Source organism: Streptomyces sp. NPDC059696, from assembly GCF_042733745.1.
Taxonomy (GTDB): Bacteria; Actinomycetota; Actinomycetes; order Streptomycetales; family Streptomycetaceae; genus Streptomyces.
In genome coordinates, this window is sequence record NZ_JBHWFG010000002.1 from 94,915 (window position 1) to 118,084 (window position 23,170).

A 23,170-nucleotide genomic window follows, 5' to 3' on the forward strand; every position below is an offset into this window, starting at 1 on the left:
CATCAACCGAGCGCGGACTTCACCACATCGGCCAGCCGTCCGGCCACCGCCCGGGCCTGCTCGATGTCGGCCGCCTCCACCATCACCCGGACCAACGGCTCGGTCCCCGAGGACCGCAGCAGCACCCGCCCGGTCTCCCCGAGCTCCCGCTCCGCGTCCGCGACGGCCTCGGACAGCTCCGCGGAGGTCTTCACCCGGGACTTGTCCACGTCCGGGACGTTGATCAGCACCTGCGGCAGCCGCTCCATGACGGCGGCGAGATCCGCCAGCGTGCGCCCGCTCTGCGCCACCCGCGCCGCCAGCAGCAGCCCGGTCAGCGTCCCGTCCCCGGTCGTCGCGTGGTCGAGGATGATCACGTGCCCGGACTGCTCGCCCCCGAGGGCGAACCCGTGCTCCTTCATCTCCTCCAGCACGTACCGGTCACCGACGGCGGTCTGCACCAGCCGGATGCCCTCGCGCTCCATGGCCAGCTTGAACCCGAGGTTCGACATGACCGTCGCGACGACGGTGTCGGAGCGCAGCGCGGAGCGCTCCCGCATCGCCAGCGCGAGCACGGCGAGGATCTGGTCCCCGTCCACCTCGGCACCCGTGTGGTCGACGGCGAGACACCGGTCGGCGTCACCGTCGTGCGCGATGCCCAGGTCCGCCCCGTGCTCCACGACGGCGGCCCTGATCTTGTCCAGGTGCGTCGAACCGCAGCCGTCGTTGATGTTGAGCCCGTCGGGCTCGGCCCCGATCGTGACGACCTCGGCACCGGCCTGCCGGAACGCCTCCGGCGAGACCCGGGCGGCGGCGCCGTGCGCCTCGTCCAGGACGACCTTCAGCCCGTCGAGCCGGTTCGGCAGGACACTCAGCAGATGCGCGACGTACCGGTCGGCGCCCTCCTCGTACGCGCGTACGCGGCCCACGCCGGACCCGGTCGGACGGTCCCACGGGGCGCCGGTGCGGTGCTCCTCGTAGACGGACTCGATCCGGTCCTCCAGCTCGTCGGCGAGCTTGTGCCCGCCACGGGCGAAGAACTTGATGCCGTTGTCGGGCATGGCGTTGTGGCTCGCGGAGAGCATCACACCGAGATCGGCGCCGAGCTCCCCGGTCAGGAACGCCACGGCGGGCGTCGGCAGCACGCCGACACGCAGGACGTCCACCCCGGCGCTGGCGAGGCCCGCGACCACGGCGGCTTCCAGGAACTCCCCGGACGCACGGGGGTCACGCCCGACCACGGCCTTCGGCCGGTGTCCCTCGAACGTGCCCGCCTCGGCCAGTACGTGTGCCGCGGCCACGGAGAGGCCCAGGGCCATCTCCGCCGTCAGATCCGCGTTGGCGACACCGCGCACGCCGTCCGTGCCGAAGAGTCGTCCCACAGTGGTGTCCTCCGTAGTGCTGAAGAGAATGCGGCAGTGCTGGAGAGAATGCGGCTCACATTCCCGCGTACCTTCCCTGAGACTGTCCGGGACCGGTAGGGGTTGTGTAAACGAACCGCCCCGGCAGCACAACCGTGCCGCCGGGGCGATCGAGGCGAAGCCAGTCGCGAGGACGGGCGTCGCGTTTAGCGCTTGCTGTACTGCGGCGCCTTGCGGGCCTTCTTCAGACCGGCCTTCTTGCGCTCGACCGCACGGTCGTCGCGCTTGAGGAAGCCGGCCTTCTTCAGCGGGCCGCGGTTGTTGTCGACGTCCGCCTCGTTCAGCGCACGGGCGACACCGAGACGCAGCGCACCGGCCTGGCCGGAGACACCGCCACCGGCGATGCGGGCGATGACGTCGTAGCGGCCCTCGAGCTCGAGAACCTTGAACGGCTCGTTGACTTCCTGCTGGTGCACCTTGTTCGGGAAGTAGTCCTCGAGGGTGCGACCGTTGATCTTCCACTTGCCGGTGCCCGGGACGATCCGGACGCGGGCGATGGCGTTCTTACGACGGCCCAGGCCGGCGGCCGGCTGGGGCTCACCGAAGCGGGAGGCCATGGACTCCGAGGTGTACTCACCCTCGACGGGGACCTCGGACTCGGTGGTGTAGCTGTCGATGTCAAGCTCTTCGAGCGGCTGCTCGGCAGTGGTCTCGGCCACGATTCTCCTCAGATTCTGTTCAGTCTTAGGGGGTGGCCGGACTTACTGCGCGACCTGGGTGATCTCGTACGGCTGCGGCTGCTGCGCGCCGTGCGGGTGCTGGTCACCCTTGTAGACCTTCAGCTTCGAGAGCATCTGACGGCCCAGCGTGTTCTTGGGGAGCATGCCCTTGACGGCCTTCTCGATGGCCTTCTCGGGGTTCTTGTCGAGCAGCTCGTCGTAGCGGACGGAGCGCAGACCACCCGGGTAGCCGGAGTGGCGGTACGCCATCTTCTGGGTCCGCTTGTTGCCGGACAGGTGCACCTTGTCCGCGTTGATGATGATGACGAAGTCACCAGCGTCGACGTGGGGGGCGTAGATCGGCTTGTGCTTGCCGCGGAGGAGTGTCGCGGCAGTGGTGGCGAGACGACCCAGGACAACGTCCTGAGCGTCGATGACGTGCCACTGGCGCGTCACATCGCCGGGCTTGGGGCTGTACGTACGCACGGTTCGTAGCCTTCGCTTCGAGTGAATGGTCCATAACTGGTCACCGAAACGATCACGACAGCCTGGACCGCACTGCGGCGACGCATACCGCGTACGTGGGGTCGCTGGTCATCGGCCCGGTGGACCGGTGTAAGGGCCCGTCCCGTGAGAATGAGCAAGCCAATACACAACGAACAAGCAGAATACCGGGGCTCAGCACAAGGGTCAAAACGCGGTATCACCGCAGCCGCTCGGTCACCGACAGGCACACGGCGGCACAGAACGTGACGGCCCGCCGCAGCGTCCGCCGCCTCGGCGGTCTCACATACGGGAACACCGACGAGACGACCACGTCCACCACGACCGCGGCCCACCACCGCACGCCGGACCCGCCCCCGCGTGGACGGCGCAGCGCCCCCAGCGCCCCCACCACGACCGACGGCCACACCCCGGCCGTGAGGACCGGCCAGGACAGCAGACACCCCAGCAGCACCACGGCCGGCAGCAGCCGTCCCAACCACCCGCAGATGTCGCCTTTGCCCGTGCGCATGGGAGGAACGCTAGGGGCTTCGGTGCCCAACCGGGCGGACCAGCACGCCCCTTGTCCCGTCTAAGATGCGCCCCATGAGCTTTGGGCAGGGGGGACCTCAGTCCCAGTGGGATCCCTGGAAACCGCAGTCGCAGCAGCCCTGGAACAGCGGGGGCGGCCAGTCTCCGGACTGGGCAGCGCTCGCTGAAGCCTCCGAGGCCCGCAACAAACGACGCCGGGTGCTGCTGATCGGCGGCGGCGCGCTCGCCACCGCCGCGATCGGCACGGCCGTCGCGGTGGCCGTCGTGTCCGCCGGCGGCGACAAGCAGGGCAGTCCGACCTCGCTGCCCTCGTCCGAGATCCCGAGCCAGTCCGCCTCGGCGCCGTCCTTCGCCCCGACCAGCGCGCCGCCGCCCCTGGACCCGAAGGACTTCATCGCCAGCGCGAGGAAGGACAAGGCCCCGCTCAGCCCGGACACGCTCTTCCCGGGCACCCAGCTCACCGTCGGCGAGACGGTCTACAAGAAGGGCCCCACCGCGGACACGAGGAACTGCGCCTCGGCGGCCGGCGGCACCCTCCCCAAGATCCTCACCGGCAACGACTGCACCCGCCTGATACGGGTGACCTACGTCAAGGACGGCATCGCGGTGACGGTCGGCGTGGCCGTCTTCGACACCGAGGCACAGGCCGCCAAGGCCAAGGGCCAGACCACCAAGAAGAGCTTCGTCAAGTCGCTCTCCGGCGGCGGCGTGAAGGCCTTCTGCGAATCCGGCTTCTGCCGCACGACCAGCAACTCCTACGGCCGTTACGCCTACTTCACCAACGCCGGCTTCACCAGCGGCAAGGACGTGACGACGAAGGACACCGAGGTGTTCGCCACGGGCGACGACCTCCAGCAGTTCACGTTCAACCAGATCCGCCGCCGCGGGGAGGCCCAGGCCTCGGCCGCGGCCGACGAGTGACCGGGCGTCAGCAGCAGCCGGCCGACGGCAGCGACCGCTTGTTCCGCGCTTCCCTGCTGCGCGCGGCGAGCAGGTCGTCCGCCGGGTAGCCGACCTCCTCCAGCGTCAGCCCGTGCGGCCGTACGACGTGCACGGCCGAGTCGCGCACACCGGCCGCCAGCACCTTGCCCGGCCAGTCGGCGGGGCGGTGCCCGTCCCCGACGAACAGCAGCGCCCCGATGAGCGAGCGCACCATGTTGTGGCAGAAGGCGTCGGCCCGCACGGTCGCGGTGATGACACCGTCCGCACCGCGCACCAGGCTCAGCTCCTGGAGCGTGCGAATGGTGGTCGCCCCCTCCCGCTTCTTGCAGTACGCGGCGAAGTCGTGCTCGCCCAGCAGCGGCCGCGCGGCCTCGTTCATCGCGTCGACGTCCAGGGGCCAGTCGTGCCACAGCACGTGGCTGCGCAGCAGCGGGTCGACGCCCCCGGGGTTGTCCGTGACGCGGTACGCGTACCGCCGCCAGACCGCCGAGAAGCGGGCGTTGAAGCCGCTGGGAGCCTCCCTGAGGGCCCAGACCCGCACGTCCCGGGGCAGCCGCCCCGCGAGCCGCTTCAGCAGCTTCTGATGGTGCTCGGCCCACACCTCACGCGGCAGATCGACGTGAGCGACCTGCCCCCGTGCGTGCACACCGGCGTCGGTGCGTCCCGCGACGGTCAGCTCGTACGTCTCCCGCGACCGGGTCACGGTCCGCAGGGCGTCCTCGATCTCCCCCTGCACGGTCCGCCGTCCCCCGGCCTGCTTGGCCCACCCGGAGAACTCACTCCCGTCGTACGACAGATCGAGCCGGACCCGCACATGGCCGGCCTCCACTTCCTCACTCACCCCAGGATCCTCTCACCGACACGAAAGCGGGCCCGCCCCCCTCACCAGGGAACGGACCCGCCAACAACGCCCTCGCAGGGGCGCGGGGAACTGCGCGACAAGCCACCACGAACCCGCAGCCGCAACCGCACAGCCCCCGGCAGAACGCTTACGCGTCCTTGGACTCCTCGGTCTCCTCGGCCTTGGTCGTGTCGACCTGGGCCTCGGCAGCCTCGTTGTCCTTCGCGGCGCGCTTGGTCGCGGCCTCGGCCTCGCCCGTCGCCTCCTGCGCCACCGTCAGCGCCTCGACCAGCTCGATGACGGCCATGGGCGCGTTGTCGCCACGGCGGTTACCGATCTTGGTGATGCGGGTGTAGCCACCCGGGCGGTTCTCGTACCGCGGGCCGATCTCGGTGAAGAGCGTGTGCACGATGCTCTTGTCCGTGATGACCTGGAGAACCTGACGGCGGTTGTGAAGGTCGCCCTTCTTCGCCTTGGTGACCAGACGCTCGGCGTACGGCCGCAGACGGCGGGCCTTCGCCTCGGTGGTGGTGATGCGACCGTGCTCGAAGAGCGACTTCGCGAGGTTCGCGAGCATCAGCTTCTCGTGCGCGGCGCTGCCGCCCAGACGGGCACCCTTGGTGGGCTTCGGCATGGTGTTTCTCCTAGGTGTCTGCCCCGGCCGTATCAGGTACCGGGGTCAGTATCCGAGCAGGCGGTCGCCTGTCGGAGATCCGGGGCGCCTTTTCAAGCACCCCGGAGGATCCGCGCCCCACAGGGGCGCGGGGAACTGCGCGACCGGCCACCGCCGGCCGGCAGCCGAAAACGAACCGTCGAACCCGAGCTCTCAGTACTGCTCGGTCTCGACGAAGCCCGCGTCCGCGTCGTCGTCCGCACCGAAGGCGTCGGCGGCAGCGGTCGGGTCGAACCCGGGAGGCGAGTCCTTGAGCGCGAGGCCCATGCCGGCCAGCTTCGCCTTGACCTCGTCGATCGACTTCGCACCGAAGTTGCGGATGTCGAGCAGGTCCGCCTCGGAACGGGCGACGAGCTCACCCACGGAGTGGATGCCCTCGCGCTTGAGGCAGTTGTACGACCGAACGGTGAGCTCCAGCTCCTCGATCGGCAGCGCCAGATCGGCGGCCAGGGCGGCGTCCGTGGGGGACGGGCCCATGTCGATGCCCTCGGCGTCGATGTTGAGCTCGCGGGCCAGACCGAACAGCTCGACCAGGGTCTTACCGGCGGACGCCATGGCGTCACGCGGGCGCATGGCCTGCTTGGTCTCGACGTCGACGATCAGCTTGTCGAAGTCGGTCCGCTGCTCGACACGCGTGGCCTCGACCTTGTACGTGACCTTGAGCACCGGCGAGTAGATCGAGTCGACCGGGATCCGGCCGATCTCCTGGCCGACCTGCTTGTTCTGCACGGCGGAGACGTAACCGCGGCCGCGCTCGACCGTCAGCTCCATCTCCAGCTTGCCCTTGCCGTTGAGCGTGGCGAGGACCAGGTCGGGGTTGTGCACCTCGACACCGGCCGGGGGCGCGATGTCGGCGGCGGTGACCAGACCCGGGCCCTGCTTGCGCAGGTACATCACGACCGGCTCGTCGTGCTCCGAGGAGACGACCAGCTGCTTGATGTTGAGGATCAGGTCGGTGACGTCCTCCTTGACGCCCGGCACGGTGGTGAACTCGTGCAGCACGCCGTCGATGCGGATGGACGTGACCGCCGCACCCGGGATCGAGGAGAGGAGGGTCCGGCGCAGGGAGTTGCCGAGGGTGTAACCGAAGCCCGGCTCCAGCGGCTCGATCACGAACCGGGAGCGGAACTCGTCGACGACCTCTTCGGTCAACGAGGGACGCTGAGCGATCAGCATGTGTGGATCAGATCCTTCTTTCGTGGACGCCCGCTATTTGACGCCCGACGGAAACCGCACCGGGAAAAGTGCGGGTACTGCAAGGGTACGGGCGATACGGCCCTTTTCAGAGCCGTACCGCCCGGAACCACGGTCTGCGCGAAGCAGCCTCGCGTCAGACGCGGCGGCGCTTCGGCGGACGGCAGCCGTTGTGGGGGGTCGGGGTGACGTCCTGGATGGAGCCGACCTCGAGGCCCGTGGCCTGCAGGGAGCGGATCGCGGTCTCACGACCGGAACCCGGGCCCTTCACGAACACGTCGACCTTGCGCATGCCGTGCTCCTGGGCGCGGCGGGCAGCCGACTCGGCGGCCATCTGCGCGGCGAACGGCGTGGACTTCCGGGAGCCCTTGAAGCCGACGTGGCCGGCGGAGGCCCAGGAGATCACGTTGCCGGACGGGTCCGTGATCGAGACGATCGTGTTGTTGAACGTGCTCTTGATGTGCGCGTGGCCGTGAGCGACGTTCTTCTTTTCCTTGCGGCGCACCTTCTTGGCAGCGCCCTGACGACCCTTGGGGGGCATCTATAACTCCTACGGGAGGTGGTCGGTCCTACAGCGAAGACCGTGGACAGGCGTCCGCTGTGGACTACTTCTTGCCCGGCTTCTTCTTGCCGGCGATGGCGCGACGCGGACCCTTGCGGGTACGAGCGTTGGTGCTGGTGCGCTGACCGCGGACGGGCAGACCACGACGGTGACGCAGACCCTGGTAGGTACCGATCTCGACCTTGCGGCGGATGTCGGCCTGGATCTCGCGACGGAGGTCACCCTCGGTCTTGATGTTGTTGTCGACGTACTCGCGGATCGCGACCAGCTGCTCCTCGGAGAGGTCCCGAACACGGGTGTTCGGGTCCACGCCGGTGGCGGCCAGCGTCTGCTGGGAGAGGGTCCGGCCGATGCCGAACACGTAGGTGAGGGCGATCTCCACGCGCTTTTCGCGCGGGATGTCAACACCGGAAACGCGTGCCATTCAATGGCTCCAGTTACTTGTCGGAGGTCTTCCGCAGAACCGGATCCCAGCCGCCGTACCAGGTACGAACTGGGTCCCCAGCCTCCGAACCGGGGGTGTCAGGCGGACGCTCGGTCGCCTGGGTCCTGCGTATGAACATGTTCTGCTTGCGTCGCGCGAATCTCTGCGAGAGATGCAGAGGGATCGGTCGTGCGTCAGCCCTGGCGCTGCTTGTGGCGCGGGTTGTCGCAGATGACCATGACCCGACCGTGACGGCGGATCACCCTGCACTTGTCGCAGATCTTCTTGACGCTCGGCTTGACCTTCATGGGTGTGAGGTTCTCCGGGTCAGTGCCGGCAGCCCCACCACCCAGGGCGGCGGGGCACAGGCAAGATCTACTTGTAGCGGTAGACGATCCGGCCACGGGTCAGGTCGTACGGAGACAGCTCCACCACGACCCGGTCGTCAGGGAGGATGCGGATGTAGTGCATGCGCATCTTGCCGCTGATGTGTGCCAGGACCTGGTGGCCGTTCTGGAGCTCGACCTTGAACATGGCGTTCGGAAGAGACTCGACGACAGTGCCCTCGATCTCGATGGCACCTTGCTTCTTGGCCACGCTTCGCCCTTCGAATCGACTACCTTGATCGACTCCGTGCGGCCGCATGCAGACATGCGGGTACACAAGAGCCGACGAGTCAGTCTACGTCAGGCCCCTCGGAAACACGAATCGAGGATCCTGCCCCGACGGACAGATCTTTAAGCGCCCCTTCAGGGGCGCGGCGAACTGCGCGACGAACCCCCACCGGCCCGCAGCCGCAGGCGACGCTCAGGCCAGCGGATCCGGCGCGGCGACGACGCCCAGCTCGGCGAGCTTCGCCTTGCCCCCGTCGGGAGCCGTCAGCACGAGCGGCCCCTCCTCCGTCAGAGCAACGGAGTGCTCCCAGTGCGACGACCACGTACCGTCCGTCGTGATGACCGTCCAGTCGTCCTCGAGGACCTCGGTCTTCGGCGTGCCGAGGGACACCATCGGCTCGATCGCCAGACAGAAGCCGGGCACCAGCTTCGGCCCCTTCCCCCGGCGCCGGTCGACGTAGTTCAGCAGGTGCGGGTCCATGTGCATCTCGGTGCCGATGCCGTGGCCGCCGTAGTCCTCGACGATCCCGTACTTGCCGCCGCCGGGCTTCGGCTGGCGGCGGATGTACGTCTCGATCGCCCGGGAGACGTCGACGAGCCGGTTGCCCTGCCTCATCGCGGCGATGCCCGCCCACATCGACTCCTCCGTCACCCGGGAGAGCTCGATCAGCTCCGGGGCGTGACCGGAGCCCACGAAGGCCGTGTAGGCCGCGTCGCCGTGCCAGCCGTCGATGATCGCGCCGCAGTCGATGGAGATGACGTCCCCGTCCTTGAGGACGACGTCGTCGGACGGGATGCCGTGGACGACGACCTCGTTCACGGACGTGCAGATCGTCGCGGGGAAGCCGCCGTACCCGAGGAAGTTCGACTTGGCGTTGTGCTCGGCGAGGACCTTGCGCGCGACCTGGTCCAGATCCCTCGTCGTGGCCCCGGGCACGGCTGCCTCACGCGTCGCCGCGTGGATGGCCGCGACGACCAGCCCCGCCTCACGCATCTTGGCGATCTGCTCGGGGCTCTTGATCTGCACCATGGGGGCTACGGCCTTTCTGGACCTTCGACGACGACGAACGCCTTCAACGATACGGGGACCGAGCGGCCGGCCCCACCCGCACAGCGGCCGCGGCTCCCCGAGGGGAACCGCGGCCGTAGCTGCGTACGGACGACTACTCGCCGTCCTCGCCACGCTTCAGCGCCTCCATGGCGCGGGTCGTGACGTCCTCCACCTTGCCGAGCGCCGAGATCGTGACGACCAGGCCCTGGGCCTTGTAGTAGTCGATGATCGGCTCGGTCTGGGTGTGGTAGACCTCCAGCCGCGTGCGGACCGTCTCCTCGGAGTCGTCGTCGCGCTGGTACAGCTCGCCGCCGCAGACGTCGCAGACGCCGTCCTTGGCCGGCTGCTTGTACGTCACGTGGAAGACGTGCGAGGAGTCGTTGCGGCAGATGCGCCGGCCGGCGATCCGCTTGACCACCTCGTCCTCGGGGACCTCGAGGTCCAGCACGGCGTCCAGCTGCATGCTCTCGCTCTCGAGGAGCTCGTCGAGCGCCTCGGCCTGGGAGACGTTGCGCGGGAAGCCGTCCAGCAGGAAACCGTTCTCGGCGTCCGGCTGCTCCATGCGGTCCTTCGCCATCGCGATGGTGACCTCGTCGGGCACGAGATTGCCCGCGTCCATGTAGGACTTCGCCAGCTTGCCGAGCTCCGTCTGCCGGCTGATGTTGGCCCGGAACAGGTCGCCCGTGGAGATGTGCGGGATCGACAGGTTCTTGGCCAGGAACGCGGCCTGCGTTCCCTTACCGGCACCCGGCGGCCCGACGAGGACGATACGCATCAGCGGAGGAACCCTTCGTAATTGCGCTGCTGGAGCTGGCTCTCGATCTGCTTCACGGTCTCGAGACCGACACCCACGATGATCAGGATGCTGGTCCCGCCGAACGGGAAGTTCTGGTTTGCCCCGAAACCAACCAACGCCATCGTCGGCACAAGAGCGATCAGACCCAAGTACAGCGAACCCGGCCAGGTGATCCGGTTGAGCACGTAGCTCAGGTACTCAGCGGTCGGTCGGCCAGCCCGGATGCCCGGGATGAAGCCACCATACTTCTTCATGTTGTCGGCGACTTCCTCGGGGTTGAAGGAGATCGCCACGTAGAAGAACGCGAAGAAAACGATCAGCAGGAAGTACGAAACGATGTAGTACGGGTGGTCGCCCTTGACGAAGTGTTGCTCGATCCAGGTCTTCCACTCGGACTTGCCGCCGGCGAACTGGGCGATCAGCGCAGGGATGTAGAGCAGCGACGAGGCGAAGATGACGGGGATCACACCCGCCTGGTTCACCTTGAGCGGGATGTAGGTGGACGTACCGCCGTAGGAACGGCGGCCGATCATGCGCTTGGCGTACTGCACCGGGATGCGGCGCTGGGCCTGCTCGACGAAGACCACCAGGCCGACCATGACGAGGCCGACGAGGATCACGGTGCCGAACTCGATCCAGCCGCCGGCCAGGGAGCCCTGCTTCTTGATGGCCCACAGCGCGGACGGGAAGGTGGCGGCGATCGAGATGAACATCAGGATCGACATGCCGTTGCCGATACCGCGGTCGGTGATGAGCTCGCCGAGCCACATCACGGCCGCCGTGCCGGCGGTCATCGTGATGACCATGGTGATGGTGACGAAGATCGACTGGTCGGGGACGATCTGGCTGGCCACCGGGCAGCCCGAGAAGAGGGCGCCGCTGCGGGCGGTGGCGACGAGGCCGGTGCCCTGGAGGATGGCGAGCGCGATCGTCAGGTAGCGGGTGTACTGCGTGATCTTCGCCGTACCGGCCTGGCCCTCCTTCTTCAGGGCTTCCAGGCGCGGGATCACCACGGTCAGCAGCTGCAGGATGATGCTCGCCGTGATGTACGGCATGATGCCCAGCGCGAAGATCGTGATCTGCAGCAGCGCGCCGCCGGAGAACATGTTGACCAGGCCGAAGAGACCCTGGTTGGCCTGGGCGTTGTCGATACAGGTCTGAACGTTCCGGTAGTCGACGCCTGGGATCGGGATGTGCGTACCGACCCGGTAGACCACGATGATGCCGAGCGTGAAGAGCAGCTTCTTGCGCAGGTCGGGCGTCCTGAACGCCCGGGCGAACGCGGTGAGCACGGTGCCTCCTGCGACCCCCGCGCAACTGCGTCAAGGGTGACGTCTTGAGAGTCCAATGGAACAACGACATGGGTAACGGTCAACTGCCGCTCAGAGTGCCCGAAGTGAAGCACCCTGTGAAAAGTGGGCAGTGCAGGCCACCTTACCGGCGAGACTGCCGCCCTAGGAACGACCAACCGGGGATACCCCATTTGTGGGGTATCCCCGGTCGGGATCGCTCAGGTCATCGAGACGCCTGTGGTGTTCAGACGAGCTCGGTGACAGTACCGCCGGCGGCGGTGATCTTCTCCTTGGCGGAGCCGGAGACGGCGTCGACCGTCACCTGCAGCGCCACGGAGATCTCACCCTGGCCGAGGACCTTGACGAGGCTGTTCTTGCGAACGGCCCCCTTGGCCACCAGACCCTCGACGGTGACCTCGCCACCCTCGGGGTAGAGCGCGGCCAGCTTGTCGAGGTTCACGACCTGGAACTCGGTCTTGAACGGGTTCTTGAAGCCCTTCAGCTTCGGGAGACGCATGTGGAGGGGCATCTGGCCACCCTCGAAGCGCTCCGGAACCTGGTAACGGGCCTTCGTGCCCTTGGTACCACGACCGGCCGTCTTACCCTTCGACGCCTCACCACGACCGACACGGGTCTTGGCGGTCTTGGCGCCGGGGGCGGGACGGAGGTTGTGGATCTTGAGCGGGTTCTGCTCCGCCATGATCAGTCGACCTCCTCGACCGTCACGAGGTGGCGGACGGTGTGCACCATGCCGCGGAACTCGGGGCGGTCCTCCTTGACGACCTGCGTGTTGATGCCCTTGAGACCAAGGGAACGCAGGGTGTCACGGTGGTTCTGCTTGCTGCCGATGTAGGACTTGACCTGCGTAATCTTGAGCTGCGCCATGATTACGCACCCGCCCCGGCACGCGCACGCAGGAGAGCCGCGGGGGCGACGTCCTCGAGGGGCAGACCACGGCGGGCCGCGATCTCCTCGGGACGCTGCAGACCCTTCAGGGCCTCCACGGTCGCGTGCACGATGTTGATCGCGTTGTCGGAGCCGAGCGACTTCGACAGCACGTCGTGGATACCGGCGCACTCGAGCACGGCACGCACCGGACCACCGGCGATCACACCGGTACCGGGCGACGCGGGCTTCAGGAGCACGACGCCGGCAGCCTTCTCACCCTGGATGGGGTGCGGGATGGTGCCCTGGATGCGGGGGACCTTGAAGAAGTGCTTCTTGGCCTCCTCAACGCCCTTGGCGATGGCGGCCGGCACCTCCTTGGCCTTGCCGTATCCGACACCCACGGTGCCGTCACCGTCGCCCACCACGACCAGCGCGGTGAAGCTGAAGCGACGACCACCCTTCACAACCTTGGCGACGCGGTTGATCGCGACGACGCGCTCAACGTACGCGGTCTTCTCGGCGGCAGCAGCGCCGCCGTCACGGCCCTTCCGGTCCCGCCGCTCGCCGCCACCGGCACCGCCACCGCGGCGCTGGGGTCCAGCCATTGGAATTACCTCTCTCTGTTTCCGCTAGCTACGGAACCGACTCAGAACTTGAGTCCGGCCTCGCGGGCGGCGTCCGCCAGGGCGGCGATGCGCCCCGCGTACTGGTTACCACCACGGTCGAACACGACGGCCTCGACACCGGCGGCCTTGGCGCGCTCGGCGACCAGGGCGCCGACCTGCTTGGCCTGCGCGGACTTGTCGCCCTCGCCACCGCGGATCGAGCTGTCCAGGGTGGACGCCGACGCCAGGGTGTGACCCTTGATGTCGTCGATCACCTGGGCCACGATGTGGCGGTTCGAGCGGGTAACGACCAGACGCGGACGCTCCGCCGTACCGTTGATGTGCTTACGGATACGGATGTGGCGGCGCTTGATCGCGGCGCGCTTGTAGGCGTCGCCCTTAAGGATCTTCTGCCCGTATGCCATGGCTTACTTACCCGCCTTTCCGACCTTGCGGCGGATGACTTCGCCCTCGTACTTGACGCCCTTGGCCTTGTACGGGTCGGGCTTGCGCAGCTTGCGGATGTTGGCCGCAACCTCGCCGACCTTCTGCTTGTCGATGCCCTCGACCGAGAAGCGGGTCGGGGACTCCACCTTGAAGGTGATGCCCTCGGGGGCCTCGACCAGGATCGGGTGGCTGTAGCCCAGGGAGAACTCCAGGTTGGAGCCCTTGGCCACGACACGGTAACCGACACCGCTGATTTCGAGCTTCTTGACGTATCCCTGGGTCACACCGGTGATCATGTTCGCCACCAGCGTGCGGGACAGGCCGTGCAGGGCCTTGCTCTGCCGCTCGTCGTTGGGCCGGAGCACCTGAAGGGTGCCGTCCTCGGCCTTCGCGATGTCGATCGGCGCGATGACGGTGTGGGTCAGTTCGCCCTTGGGGCCCTTGACCGCGACCGTACGGCCGTCGATGGTGACGTCCACGCCGGCGGGAACCGGGATGGGGAGCTTGCCGATACGCGACATTGCTGTCTCTCCTCCGTTCCCGAATTACCAGACGTAGGCGAGGACTTCCCCACCCACGCCCTTCTTCTGCGCCTGCTTGTCGGTCAGGAGTCCGTGGGACGTGGAGATGATCGCCACGCCCAGGCCGCCCAGGACCTTCGGCAGGTTGGTGGACTTCGCGTACACCCGGAGACCGGGCTTCGAGATCCGCTTGATGCCCGCGATGGAGCGCTCACGGTTGGGGCCGAACTTCAGCTCCAGGACGAGGTTCTTGCCGACCTCGGCGTCCTCGACCTTCCAGCCCGTGATGAAGCCCTCCTGCTGGAGGATCTCCGCGATGTGCGACTTGATCTTGGACGCCGGCATCGTCACGGAGTCGTGGTATGCCGAGTTCGCGTTCCGCAGACGCGTCAGCATGTCTGCGATCGGATCAGTCATGGTCATGAATTGGCCTTCGGCCTCTCTCGCCGGGGTTTCCTGGTGCGCCATCCCTCTCCCCGATCCGAGACGGGACGGGTGCGGCGCGGTGGACCTACGGCGTAGTAAGCATGCAATGAGCGGACAGGTGTCCGCGAGCGAAAGGGCGGCGGCAGACGCCCAACCCCACAAGCCTAAGGCATGCGGGCCGGGCGTCCTGCCACCCCTACGTGCTTACCGAGAGCCCTGTAATCCCTGATGAAGGGGATTACCAGGAGCTCTTGGTCACGCCCGGCAGCTCGCCACGGTGAGCCATCTCACGAAGGCACACGCGGCAGAGGCCGAACTTGCGGTACACGGAGTGCGGGCGGCCGCAGCGCTGGCAGCGGGTGTAGCCACGCACACCGAACTTGGGCTTGCGAGCAGCCTTAGCGATCAGAGCCTTCTTCGCCATCTCGCTCACGCCTCCTTGAAGGGGAAGCCGAGGTGACGAAGGAGCGCGCGGCCCTCAGCGTCGTTGGTCGCCGTGGTCACCACGGTGATGTCCATACCCCGGGTGCGGTCGATCTTGTCCTGGTCGATCTCGTGGAACATGACCTGCTCCGTGAGACCGAAGGTGTAGTTGCCACGGCCGTCGAACTGCTTGGGGGACAGGCCGCGGAAGTCGCGGATGCGCGGGAGCGCGAGCGACAGGGTGCGGTCCAGGAACTCCCACATGCGGTCGCCACGAAGCGTGACGTGGGCACCGATCGGCTGGCCCTCACGCAGCTTGAACTGCGCGATGGACTTGCGGGCCTTGGTGACGGCCGGCTTCTGACCGGTGATCGTGGTGAGGTCGCGGATGGCGCCCTCGATCAGCTTGGAGTCGCGGGCGGCGTCGCCCACACCCATGTTGACCACGATCTTGACGAGACCGGGGATCTGCATGACGTTCTCGTACTTGAACTCGTCACGCAGCTTGCCCGTGATCTCCTCACGGTACTTCTGCTTCAGACGCGGAGTGGTGGTGGTCGTCATCAGATGTCCTCACCCGTCCGCTTGGCAACGCGGATCTTGTTGCCTTCGTCGTCGAAGCGGTAACCGACGCGGGTCACGACCTTGTTGCCGTCCTTCTCCACGACCAGCTGGACGTTGGAGACGTGGATCGGCGCCTCGGTGGTGACGATGCCGCCGGCCTGCGAACCGCGAGCCGTCGGACCGGCCTTGGTGTGCTTCTTGACCCGGTTGACACCCTCGACCAGGACGCGGTCCTCGCGGGGGAAGGCCGCGATGACCTTGCCCTGCTTGCCCTTGTCCTTACCGGTGATGACCTGAACCAGGTCGCCCTTCTTGATCTTCATGCTCACAGCACCTCCGGCGCGAGGGAGATGATCTTCATGAACTTCTTCTCGCGCAGCTCCCGGCCGACCGGGCCGAAGATACGGGTGCCACGAGGGTCGCCGTCGTTCTTGAGAATGACAGCGGCGTTCTCGTCGAAACGGATGTACGAGCCGTCCGGACGGCGGCGCTCCTTGACGGTGCGAACGATGACGGCCTTGATGACGTCACCCTTCTTCACGTTGCCGCCGGGGATCGCGTCCTTGACGGTGGCGACGATGACGTCACCGATACCCGCGTAGCGGCGACCGGAGCCACCGAGCACACGGATGCAAAGGATTTCCTTCGCACCAGTGTTGTCGGCGACACGCAGTCGCGACTCCTGCTGGATCACGTCTATCTCCTGATTGTCTGCCGGTTCCCGGGGCGGGCTGCGACACGCGCACACCCGCCCCGAGCCTGGCGGAACGATTCCTAGGGAATCCCCCTAGGAGGGATTACTTGGCCTTCTCGAGGATCTCGACGACGCGCCAGCGCTTCGTCGCGGACAGCGGCCGGGTCTCCATGAGGAGGACGCGGTCGCCGACACCCGCGGCGTTCTGCTCGTCGTGGGCCTTGAGCTTGTTCGTACGGCGGATGACCTTGCCGTACAGCGCGTGCTTGACGCGGTCCTCGACGGCGACGACGACGGTCTTGTCCATCTTGTCGCTGACGACCAGACCCTCACGGGTCTTGCGGAAGCCGCGGTCCGTCTTGGTCTCTTCAGTCACGTTGCTCTCGCTCATCAGGCGCTCTCCACCGTCTCGATGCCCAGCTCGCGCTCACGCATCAGGGTGTAGATCCGCGCGATGTCCTTACGGACGGCCTTGAGCCGGCCGTGGTTCTCGAGCTGGCCCGTCGCCGCCTGGAAGCGGAGGTTGAACAGCTCTTCCTTGGCCTCGCGGAGCTTGTTGAGGAGCTCCTCGTTGCCCAGCTCGCGCAGCTCGGACGCCTTGGTACCGGCCGACATCACGCTTCACCTGCCTCGCGCTTGACGATCTTGCACTTCATCGGCAGCTTGTGAGCCGCACGGGTCAGGGCCTCGCGCGCGATCTTCTCGTTGGGGTACGACAGCTCGAACATCACACGTCCGGGCTTGACGTTGGCGATCCACCACTCAGGAGAACCCTTACCGGAACCCATGCGGGTCTCGGCGGGCTTCTTGGTGAGGGGGCGGTCCGGGTAGATGTTGATCCAGACCTTGCCGCCACGCTTGATGTGGCGGGTCATGGCGATACGGGCGGCCTCGATCTGGCGGTTCGTCACGTACGCCGGGGTCAGCGCCTGGATGCCGTACTCGCCGAACGCGACCTGAGTGCCACCCTTGGCCATGCCGTTGCGCTTGGGGTGGTGCTGCTTGCGGTGCTTGACCCTACGGGGGATCAGCATGACGGTCAGGCCTCCGTTCCGGTGCTCTCAGCCGGAGCGGCGGCGGGAGCCTCGGCCTTGGGGGCCTCGGCGCCGGCAGCCTGCTGCGGCTTACGACCGCGCCCGCCACGCTCGCCACCGCGGCCACCACGGGCCGGGCGGTCGGCGCCACCACGGGCCGGGCGGTTACCCGCACGGGCAGCGGCGTTCTCGGCGCGGACCTCGGCGATGTTCTTGACGTCGCCCTTGTAGATCCAGACCTTCACGCCGATGCGGCCGAAGGTCGTCTTGGCCTCGAAGAAGCCGTAGTCCACGTTCGCGCGGAGCGTGTGCAGGGGCACGCGGCCCTCGCGGTAGAACTCCGAGCGGGACATCTCGGCGCCACCGAGGCGGCCACCGCACTGGATCTTGATGCCCTTGGCGCCGGCCTTCATCGCCGACTGCATGCTCTTACGCATGGCGCGGCGGAAGGAGACGCGGGAGGAGAGCTGCTCGGCGACGGCCTGGGCAACCAGCTGAGCGTCGGTCTCGGGGTTCTTGACCTCGAGGATGTTCAGCTGGACCTGCTTGCCCGTGAGCTTCTCGAGGTCACCGCGGATGCGGTCGGCCTCGGCGCCACGGCGGCCGATGACGATGCCCGGACGAGCGGTGTGGATGTCCACACGCACGCGGTCACGGGTGCGCTCGATCTCGACCTTGGAGATGCCGGCGCGCTCCATGCCGGACGTCATCATCCGACGGATGGCGACGTCTTCCTTGACGTAGTCCTTGTACAGCTTGTCGGCGTACCAACGCGACTTGAAGTCGGTCGTGACACCGAGCCGGAACCCGTGCGGGTTTACCTTCTGGCCCATTACCGGGTTCCTTCCTTGCTGCTGACGACCACGGTGATGTGGCTGGTCCGCTTGCGGATCCGGTAGGCACGGCCCTGGGCGCGCGGACGGAACCGCTTCAGGGTCGGGCCCTCGTCGACGTAGGCCTCGGAGACGAAGAGGCTGTCGACATCGGTGTGGTCGTAGTTGTGCGCGGCGTTGGCGATGGCGCTGTCCAGCACCTTGCCGACCGGCTGGCTCGCGGCCTGCGGGGCGAAACGCAGGACCGCCTGAGCCTCCGTGGCGTCGAGGCCACGGATGAGGTCCACCACGCGGCGGGCCTTCATGGGCGTGACGCGGATGTACCGCGCCTGGGCCCTGGCTTCCATGGTTGTCCTTCCAGTGTCTGTCATGGTCATTCCACCCCGCGCTTAGCGGCGCTTCGACTTCCGGTCGTCCTTGACGTGACCCCGGAAGGTGCGGGTCGGCGAGAACTCGCCGAGCTTGTGGCCGACCATCGACTCGGTGACGAACACCGGAATGTGGGTCTTGCCGTTGTGCACCGCGAGCGTGTGGCCGAGCATGGCCGGCACGATCATCGAGCGACGGGACCAGGTCTTGATGACGTTCTTGGTGCCGGCTTCGTTCTGGGCGTCCACCTTCTTCATCAGGTGGTCGTCGACGAAGGGCCCCTTCTTCAAGCTACGAGGCATCTCAACCCGTCCTTAGCGCTTCTTGTTCGTCTTGCGGCGGCGGACGATGTACTTGTTCGACGCCTTCTTGGGCGAACGAGTACGGCCTTCCTTCTTGCCCCACGGGGACACCGGGTGGCGACCACCGGAGGTACGGCCCTCACCACCACCGTGCGGGTGGTCCACCGGGTTCATGACCACACCACGCACGGTCGGGCGGACGCCCAGCCAGCGCTTACGGCCCGCCTTACCCCAGTTGATGTTGCTCTGCTCGGCGTTGCCGACCTCGCCGACGGTGGCGCGGCAGCGGACGTCGACCAGGCGGATCTCACCGGACGGCATGCGCAGGTGGGCCATCTGGCCCTCCTTCGCGAGCAGCTGCACCGAGGCGCCGGCGGAGCGGGCGAACTTGGCGCCGCCGCCCGGACGCAGCTCGATGGCGTGCAGCGTGGTACCGACCGGGATGTTGCGCAGGGCAAGGTTGTTGCCCGGCTTGATGTCGGCCCCGGGACCGTTCTCGACGCGGTCGCCCTGGCTGAGGCCACGCGGCGCGAGGATGTAGCGCTTCTCGCCGTCCGCGTAGTGCAGGAGCGCGATGCGCGCGGTGCGGTTGGGGTCGTACTCGATGTGCGCGACCTTCGCCGGCACGCCGTCCTTGTCGTGACGACGGAAGTCGATCACGCGGTAGGCGCGCTTGTGGCCACCACCCTGGTGGCGGACGGTCACACGACCGGAGTTGTTACGGCCACCCTTGCTGTGCAGGGGGCGGACCAACGACTTCTCCGGCGTGGACCGCGTGACCTCGACGAAGTCGGCGACGCTCGAGCCACGACGGCCCGGCGTAGTCGGCTTGTACTTGCGGATTCCCATTTCTCAGTCCTCGTCCGATATCGGACGATCCGGACCGCCCTCAGGCGGTCGGACCGCCGAAGATGTCGATACGGTCGCCCTCAGCGAGGGTCACGATCGCGCGCTTGGTGGACGCGCGCTGGCCGAAGCCGGTGCGGGTCCGCTTGCGCTTGCCCTGGCGGTTGATCGTGTTGACCCCGGTGACCTTGACCGAGAAGACCGCCTGGACGGCCTGCTTGATCTGGGTCTTGTTGGCGCTCGGGTCCACGATGAACGTGTACTTGCCCTCGTCGAGGAGCGCGTAGCTCTTCTCGGAGACGACCGGCTTGAGCAGCACGTCACGGGGGTCCGTGAAGGACTTGCTCAGCGGGGTCTCGACGGTGTTCTTGCCCTCGGTCGCGTGGCGACGCGCCTTGGCGACGCGAGCGGCCTTGGCCTTCTTCGCGGCCTTGGAGGCGATTGCGGGGTGACGGATGGCCATCAGACCTCGCTCCCTTCGGTGTCATTGGCCTTCGGGCCGGACACGAAGGACTCGAAGGCGGCCTTGGTGAAGACCACGTCGTCCGAGACGAGAACGTCGTACGTGTTCAGCTGGCCCGGCTCCAGGATGTGGACCTGGGGCAGGTTGCGGGCGGACAGCCACGCGGCCTCGTCGGCGCGGTCGACGACCAGGAGCAGGTTCTTGCGCTCCGAGATCTTGCCGAACAGCGTCTTGGCGGCCTTCGTCGACGGGTTCTCACCCTCGACGACGCCGGAGACGACGTGGATGCGGTTGTGGCGGGCCCGGTCGGTGAGGGCGTGACGCAGGGCGGCAGCCTTCATCTTCTTCGGGGTCCGCTGCGAGTAGTCACGCGGCACGGGACCGTGCACGACGCCACCACCGGCGAACTGCGGCGCGCGGGTCGAACCCTGACGGGCGCGACCGGTGCCCTTCTGGCGGTACGGCTTCTTGCCGCCACCGCGAACCTCGCCGCGGGTCTTGGTCTTGTGCGTGCCCTGACGGGCAGCGGCGTTCTGCGCGACGACGACCTGGTGGATCAGCGGGATGCTGATCTTCTCCACGCCGAAGATCTCCGCGGGGAGCTCGACGCTACCGGTCTTCTCGCCGGCAGGCGAAAGGATGTCAACAGTGCTCATCGGTACCTCAGGCCCCCTTGGCCGCGGTGCGGACCAGGACGAGGCCGCCGTTCGGACCGGGAACCGCGCCCTTGATGAGCAGCAGACCCTTCTCCGCGTCAACGGCGTGGACGGTCAGGTTCTGGGTGGTGACCCGCTCGTTGCCCATGCGACCCGCCATGCGGAGGCCCTTGAACACACGGCCCGGGGTGGCGCAGCCACCGATGGAACCGGGCGAGCGGTGCTTGCGCTGGGTGCCGTGTCCGGCGCCGAGGCCCTTGAAGTTGTGACGCTTCATGACACCGGCGAAGCCCTTGCCCTTGCTCTTGCCGGTCACGTCGACCTTGATGCCGGCCTCGAACACCTCGGCGGTGATCTCCTGGCCGAGGGTGTACTCGCTGGCGTCAGCGGTACGGATCTCGACGAGGTGGCGGCGGGGAGTGACGTCGGCCTTGGCGAAGTGGCCCTTGAGGGGCTTGTTCACCTTGCGCGGGTCGATCTCGCCGAACGCGATCTGGACGGACTCGTAGCCGTCGACGTCGTTCGTGCGGACCTGGGTGACGACGTTGGGGCCGGCCTTGACGACGGTGACCGGAACAACACGGTTGTTCGCGTCCCACACCTGCGTCATGCCGAGCTTCTCGCCCAGGATGCCCTTGATCTGCTTAGCCATCGTTCAGATCACCGGCCTCAGAGCTTGATCTCGATGTCGACACCGGCCGGGAGGTCGAGTCGCATCAGAGAGTCAACGGTCTTGGGGGTCGGGTCGAGGATGTCGATCAGGCGCTTGTGCGTGCGCATCTCGAAGTGCTCGCGCGAGTCCTTGTACTTGTGCGGCGACTTGATGACGCAGTACACGTTCTTCTCAGTGGGCAGCGGCACCGGGCCCGCGACCGACGCACCAGTGCGGGTCACCGTCTCGACGATCTTCTTCGCCGAGGAGTCGATGACCTCGTGGTCGTAGGCCTTGAGCCGGATGCGGATCTTCTGTCCCGCCATGGCTACTCAGTAGTCCTGTCTCTTCTTACGCTCTGGAACCCGGCGGATTCCTTCTGCTGCCTTCGCTCCTCCGACCCACGCGGTCGGGCGTGTCGCACTGCCGCTGACACAGATGTCCCTTGTTCGAACATCCCTGCTGGGCATGCGCACGGCCCTTCCGGAACCGCAGACCGGGGGCGAAGGCCCACCGGGTGCCTGGCCAGTGCCGCACCGCACTTCCCGAAAGATTCCCGTACGTCCGCCCCAGCGCTGCCGTGGTGGCAGTTAGGGCGACGAGTACTGTGGGACTCGCTTCCGGTCCCCCCGGCGGGAGGCGCACAGCATCAACACTCGACCGAGCAACTCGGACAGTCTGCCATATGGGGCAGGGCCGACGCCAATCGAGCCGAGGAGAATACCCCGGGGGTGACGCAGGTCAAACACAAGCCCGGACCGCCCCGGGCTCCTGCCCCCGCAGGAGCCGCTCCAGGTCTGCGTCGTAGGCCCGGAAGCCGGCCTTCCCCCACTCGGGTGCGTCGGACGCCGGGCGCAGGATGCCGGGCAGGTGGGCGACGCGCCACATGCGGTGGACATCGGCGGGGGTGACCCCGGCCCGGCCCGGCTCGACGAGGCCGCACGCGACACGGAGGATCTCCGCGATCCCGGCGGCTCCCTCCCCCGGCTCGGTGCCGGCGGCGAGGGCGGCGGTGACCAGGGCCTGAAGCAGCCGGGTCAGCTGAAGATCGGCCCCGATACGGCACATGCGCCGCACCGGCTCGGGCTCCTCCAGCCGCTCCGAGGGCTCGGGAACGCCGGTGATCCCCTCGGACCAGAGCAGCAGGGAGGCCGCGGGCACCTCGTGGTCCGCGAAGTACCCGAGATCGTCGGCGACGGCCATGACCTCTCCGGAGAACCGCCCGACCACCCGCACGCCCTCCAGGAGACGGCGCAGGTCCTCCTGCCGGGGTGCGAGGAACGCCCCGACCGAGACGTCGGGGAGCAGCCAGGTTCCGGCAGCCCGGACGGCGCCGATCTCCACGACGCCTCCCAGGGCGGCGAAGACCGCCCGCGCAAGGGGCTCGGCTCGGGCCGGGGCGACCCGGTCGTCGCCGCACTCCAGGCTGCGCGTCAGAGCCACTCCCCCGCGTCGTCCTGCTCGCCTGTGTCGTGGCCCCGCATCACGACCACCAGCTGAACGGGTGCGTCGGTGTCGTCATGCTTGACGCCGGCCAGGAGGACCTTGTCCCCGATCCGCCAGGCGGTGTGATCGATGTAGTCCGCCCCGTCCGTCAGGTCCTCGTCCACGGTCTCGAGGCGCGCCCCGAGCACTCCAGACTCCAACTGGGCGGCAACGCGAGGGAGTTCGGCGGACGCGGCGTCGTACAGCTCGTCGATGTAGGTGTCCGGGTCCGGCCGCTCGTCCTCGACCTCCCGGTACCAGAGCGTGAACTCCACCTCCACCGGGCCGTCGCCCTGGATCCAAGCGTGCGCGTCATCGCGGCGCCACGTCGTCGCCCACTGCTTCGCCGGATTCCTGCGCTCGCCTTCCCAGCCGGAGGCATCGAGAACCCTCTCGACGGTTTGGCCGGTGAGCACACCGAGGGCGGAAAGGCGACTCAGTTCCCCGCTTATGTCCGTCATGTGCGGAACTCGTCACCC

The 23,170-nt window shown here is 67.5% G+C and carries 38 protein-coding genes; 1 reads left to right on the forward strand and 37 read right to left on the reverse strand.

Features of this window, described 5'->3' with window-relative positions:
• Positions 1-2 precede the first annotated feature (2 nt).
• From glmM to ACFV20_RS02255, 4 genes are all read right to left on the reverse strand, one after another.
• Complete coding sequence (gene glmM / locus ACFV20_RS02240; protein ID WP_385651471.1) at positions 3-1,361, reverse strand: phosphoglucosamine mutase; 1,359 nt, start codon at positions 1,359-1,361, stop codon at positions 3-5.
• Between the two features lie 185 nt (positions 1,362-1,546).
• Positions 1,547-2,059: a 30S ribosomal protein S9 gene (gene rpsI, locus ACFV20_RS02245; protein ID WP_004927169.1), complete on the reverse strand. Its 513-nt coding sequence runs from the start codon at positions 2,057-2,059 to the stop codon at positions 1,547-1,549.
• Positions 2,060-2,101: 42 nt separating this feature from the next.
• Complete coding sequence (rplM, locus tag ACFV20_RS02250) at positions 2,102-2,545, reverse strand: 50S ribosomal protein L13 (protein ID WP_010036634.1); 444 nt, start codon at positions 2,543-2,545, stop codon at positions 2,102-2,104.
• Between the two features lie 217 nt (positions 2,546-2,762).
• Positions 2,763-3,074, reverse strand: coding sequence for a hypothetical protein (locus ACFV20_RS02255; RefSeq protein ID WP_385651474.1), 312 nt, complete (start codon positions 3,072-3,074; stop codon positions 2,763-2,765).
• Between the two features lie 74 nt (positions 3,075-3,148).
• Between ACFV20_RS02255 and ACFV20_RS02260 the strand changes: the two genes are divergently transcribed.
• Positions 3,149-4,015, forward strand: a complete 867-nt coding sequence (locus tag ACFV20_RS02260) for a hypothetical protein (RefSeq protein ID WP_385651476.1) — start codon at positions 3,149-3,151, stop codon at positions 4,013-4,015.
• Positions 4,016-4,022: 7 nt separating this feature from the next.
• On the opposite strand, the gene truA is transcribed toward ACFV20_RS02260, so the two are convergent.
• From truA to ACFV20_RS02425, 33 genes are all read right to left on the reverse strand, one after another.
• Complete coding sequence (gene truA / locus ACFV20_RS02265; protein WP_385651478.1) at positions 4,023-4,877, reverse strand: tRNA pseudouridine(38-40) synthase TruA; 855 nt, start codon at positions 4,875-4,877, stop codon at positions 4,023-4,025.
• 148 nt (positions 4,878-5,025) lie between these two features.
• Positions 5,026-5,511, reverse strand: a complete 486-nt coding sequence (gene rplQ, locus ACFV20_RS02270; protein ID WP_385651481.1) for a 50S ribosomal protein L17 — start codon at positions 5,509-5,511, stop codon at positions 5,026-5,028.
• Between the two features lie 192 nt (positions 5,512-5,703).
• Positions 5,704-6,726 carry a DNA-directed RNA polymerase subunit alpha gene (locus tag ACFV20_RS02275; protein ID WP_003966937.1) on the reverse strand — a complete coding sequence of 341 codons (1,023 nt, stop codon included), beginning with the start codon at positions 6,724-6,726 and terminating at the stop codon, positions 5,704-5,706.
• A gap of 154 nt (positions 6,727-6,880) precedes the next feature.
• Positions 6,881-7,285, reverse strand: coding sequence for a 30S ribosomal protein S11 (rpsK, locus tag ACFV20_RS02280; protein ID WP_003956432.1), 405 nt, complete (start codon positions 7,283-7,285; stop codon positions 6,881-6,883).
• A gap of 64 nt (positions 7,286-7,349) precedes the next feature.
• Entirely contained in the window at positions 7,350-7,730 is a 381-nt protein-coding gene (gene rpsM / locus ACFV20_RS02285; protein WP_004984507.1) for a 30S ribosomal protein S13, read from the reverse strand.
• Between the two features lie 194 nt (positions 7,731-7,924).
• Positions 7,925-8,038 (reverse strand): 50S ribosomal protein L36, encoded by a 114-nt coding sequence (gene rpmJ / locus ACFV20_RS02290; RefSeq protein WP_003974245.1) that lies wholly within the window; start codon positions 8,036-8,038, stop codon positions 7,925-7,927.
• 67 nt (positions 8,039-8,105) lie between these two features.
• Complete coding sequence (gene infA / locus ACFV20_RS02295) at positions 8,106-8,327, reverse strand: translation initiation factor IF-1 (RefSeq protein ID WP_003948620.1); 222 nt, start codon at positions 8,325-8,327, stop codon at positions 8,106-8,108.
• A gap of 210 nt (positions 8,328-8,537) precedes the next feature.
• Positions 8,538-9,374, reverse strand: a complete 837-nt coding sequence (gene map, locus ACFV20_RS02300; RefSeq protein WP_385651483.1) for a type I methionyl aminopeptidase — start codon at positions 9,372-9,374, stop codon at positions 8,538-8,540.
• A 133-nt stretch (positions 9,375-9,507) separates the two neighbouring features.
• A complete protein-coding gene (locus tag ACFV20_RS02305) occupies positions 9,508-10,170 on the reverse strand; it encodes an adenylate kinase (RefSeq protein WP_385651485.1) in 663 nt (220 codons plus the stop codon).
• Positions 10,170-11,483, reverse strand: coding sequence for a preprotein translocase subunit SecY (gene secY, locus ACFV20_RS02310; protein ID WP_385651487.1), 1,314 nt, complete (start codon positions 11,481-11,483; stop codon positions 10,170-10,172). Before secY ends, ACFV20_RS02305 begins: the two co-directional genes overlap by 1 nt.
• A gap of 244 nt (positions 11,484-11,727) precedes the next feature.
• A complete protein-coding gene (gene rplO / locus ACFV20_RS02315; protein ID WP_023547373.1) occupies positions 11,728-12,183 on the reverse strand; it encodes a 50S ribosomal protein L15 in 456 nt (151 codons plus the stop codon).
• Between the two features lie 2 nt (positions 12,184-12,185).
• A complete protein-coding gene (gene rpmD, locus ACFV20_RS02320) occupies positions 12,186-12,368 on the reverse strand; it encodes a 50S ribosomal protein L30 (RefSeq protein WP_003974250.1) in 183 nt (60 codons plus the stop codon).
• 2 nt (positions 12,369-12,370) lie between these two features.
• Entirely contained in the window at positions 12,371-12,976 is a 606-nt protein-coding gene (gene rpsE, locus ACFV20_RS02325) for a 30S ribosomal protein S5 (protein WP_009190144.1), read from the reverse strand.
• Positions 12,977-13,017: 41 nt separating this feature from the next.
• Positions 13,018-13,401: a 50S ribosomal protein L18 gene (gene rplR / locus ACFV20_RS02330; protein ID WP_003992369.1), complete on the reverse strand. Its 384-nt coding sequence runs from the start codon at positions 13,399-13,401 to the stop codon at positions 13,018-13,020.
• 3 nt (positions 13,402-13,404) lie between these two features.
• Positions 13,405-13,944 (reverse strand): 50S ribosomal protein L6, encoded by a 540-nt coding sequence (gene rplF, locus ACFV20_RS02335; protein WP_003992368.1) that lies wholly within the window; start codon positions 13,942-13,944, stop codon positions 13,405-13,407.
• 24 nt (positions 13,945-13,968) lie between these two features.
• A complete protein-coding gene (gene rpsH / locus ACFV20_RS02340; RefSeq protein WP_030839654.1) occupies positions 13,969-14,367 on the reverse strand; it encodes a 30S ribosomal protein S8 in 399 nt (132 codons plus the stop codon).
• 241 nt (positions 14,368-14,608) lie between these two features.
• Positions 14,609-14,794 carry a type Z 30S ribosomal protein S14 gene (locus ACFV20_RS02345; RefSeq protein WP_003948630.1) on the reverse strand — a complete coding sequence of 62 codons (186 nt, stop codon included), beginning with the start codon at positions 14,792-14,794 and terminating at the stop codon, positions 14,609-14,611.
• A 5-nt stretch (positions 14,795-14,799) separates the two neighbouring features.
• The gene (gene rplE / locus ACFV20_RS02350; RefSeq protein WP_385651491.1) at positions 14,800-15,357 is read right to left on the reverse strand and encodes a 50S ribosomal protein L5; all 558 of its coding nucleotides are present in this window, start codon (positions 15,355-15,357) and stop codon (positions 14,800-14,802) included.
• A complete protein-coding gene (rplX, locus tag ACFV20_RS02355) occupies positions 15,357-15,680 on the reverse strand; it encodes a 50S ribosomal protein L24 (RefSeq protein ID WP_003992365.1) in 324 nt (107 codons plus the stop codon). Before rplX ends, rplE begins: the two co-directional genes overlap by 1 nt.
• Before the next feature lie 2 nt (positions 15,681-15,682).
• Positions 15,683-16,051 (reverse strand): 50S ribosomal protein L14, encoded by a 369-nt coding sequence (gene rplN, locus ACFV20_RS02360; RefSeq protein ID WP_003992364.1) that lies wholly within the window; start codon positions 16,049-16,051, stop codon positions 15,683-15,685.
• A gap of 103 nt (positions 16,052-16,154) precedes the next feature.
• The gene (gene rpsQ / locus ACFV20_RS02365; RefSeq protein WP_010036717.1) at positions 16,155-16,442 is read right to left on the reverse strand and encodes a 30S ribosomal protein S17; all 288 of its coding nucleotides are present in this window, start codon (positions 16,440-16,442) and stop codon (positions 16,155-16,157) included.
• Positions 16,442-16,666, reverse strand: coding sequence for a 50S ribosomal protein L29 (gene rpmC / locus ACFV20_RS02370; RefSeq protein ID WP_010036720.1), 225 nt, complete (start codon positions 16,664-16,666; stop codon positions 16,442-16,444). The genes rpsQ and rpmC overlap by 1 nt, the downstream gene beginning before the upstream one ends.
• Positions 16,666-17,085: a 50S ribosomal protein L16 gene (gene rplP / locus ACFV20_RS02375; RefSeq protein WP_062928590.1), complete on the reverse strand. Its 420-nt coding sequence runs from the start codon at positions 17,083-17,085 to the stop codon at positions 16,666-16,668. The genes rpmC and rplP overlap by 1 nt, the downstream gene beginning before the upstream one ends.
• 5 nt (positions 17,086-17,090) lie before the next feature.
• Positions 17,091-17,918 carry a 30S ribosomal protein S3 gene (rpsC, locus tag ACFV20_RS02380; RefSeq protein WP_030839666.1) on the reverse strand — a complete coding sequence of 276 codons (828 nt, stop codon included), beginning with the start codon at positions 17,916-17,918 and terminating at the stop codon, positions 17,091-17,093.
• Positions 17,918-18,265 (reverse strand): 50S ribosomal protein L22, encoded by a 348-nt coding sequence (rplV, locus tag ACFV20_RS02385; protein WP_053674521.1) that lies wholly within the window; start codon positions 18,263-18,265, stop codon positions 17,918-17,920. Before rplV ends, rpsC begins: the two co-directional genes overlap by 1 nt.
• Before the next feature lie 42 nt (positions 18,266-18,307).
• Entirely contained in the window at positions 18,308-18,589 is a 282-nt protein-coding gene (gene rpsS / locus ACFV20_RS02390; RefSeq protein ID WP_053759516.1) for a 30S ribosomal protein S19, read from the reverse strand.
• A gap of 12 nt (positions 18,590-18,601) precedes the next feature.
• On the reverse strand, positions 18,602-19,438 hold the full coding sequence (gene rplB / locus ACFV20_RS02395; protein ID WP_006130778.1) for a 50S ribosomal protein L2: 837 nt from the start codon (positions 19,436-19,438) through the stop codon (positions 18,602-18,604).
• A 40-nt stretch (positions 19,439-19,478) separates the two neighbouring features.
• Positions 19,479-19,898, reverse strand: coding sequence for a 50S ribosomal protein L23 (gene rplW / locus ACFV20_RS02400; protein WP_333932837.1), 420 nt, complete (start codon positions 19,896-19,898; stop codon positions 19,479-19,481).
• A complete protein-coding gene (gene rplD / locus ACFV20_RS02405; RefSeq protein ID WP_234848874.1) occupies positions 19,898-20,554 on the reverse strand; it encodes a 50S ribosomal protein L4 in 657 nt (218 codons plus the stop codon). Before rplD ends, rplW begins: the two co-directional genes overlap by 1 nt.
• A 7-nt stretch (positions 20,555-20,561) precedes the next feature.
• Positions 20,562-21,206: a 50S ribosomal protein L3 gene (gene rplC / locus ACFV20_RS02410; protein ID WP_033308969.1), complete on the reverse strand. Its 645-nt coding sequence runs from the start codon at positions 21,204-21,206 to the stop codon at positions 20,562-20,564.
• 17 nt (positions 21,207-21,223) lie between these two features.
• The gene (rpsJ, locus tag ACFV20_RS02415) at positions 21,224-21,532 is read right to left on the reverse strand and encodes a 30S ribosomal protein S10 (RefSeq protein ID WP_003948644.1); all 309 of its coding nucleotides are present in this window, start codon (positions 21,530-21,532) and stop codon (positions 21,224-21,226) included.
• A gap of 415 nt (positions 21,533-21,947) precedes the next feature.
• The gene (locus ACFV20_RS02420) at positions 21,948-22,649 is read right to left on the reverse strand and encodes a hypothetical protein (protein WP_385651497.1); all 702 of its coding nucleotides are present in this window, start codon (positions 22,647-22,649) and stop codon (positions 21,948-21,950) included.
• On the reverse strand, positions 22,640-23,152 hold the full coding sequence (locus ACFV20_RS02425) for a hypothetical protein (RefSeq protein WP_385651499.1): 513 nt from the start codon (positions 23,150-23,152) through the stop codon (positions 22,640-22,642). The genes ACFV20_RS02420 and ACFV20_RS02425 overlap by 10 nt, the downstream gene beginning before the upstream one ends.
• Positions 23,153-23,170: the final 18 nt, after the last annotated feature.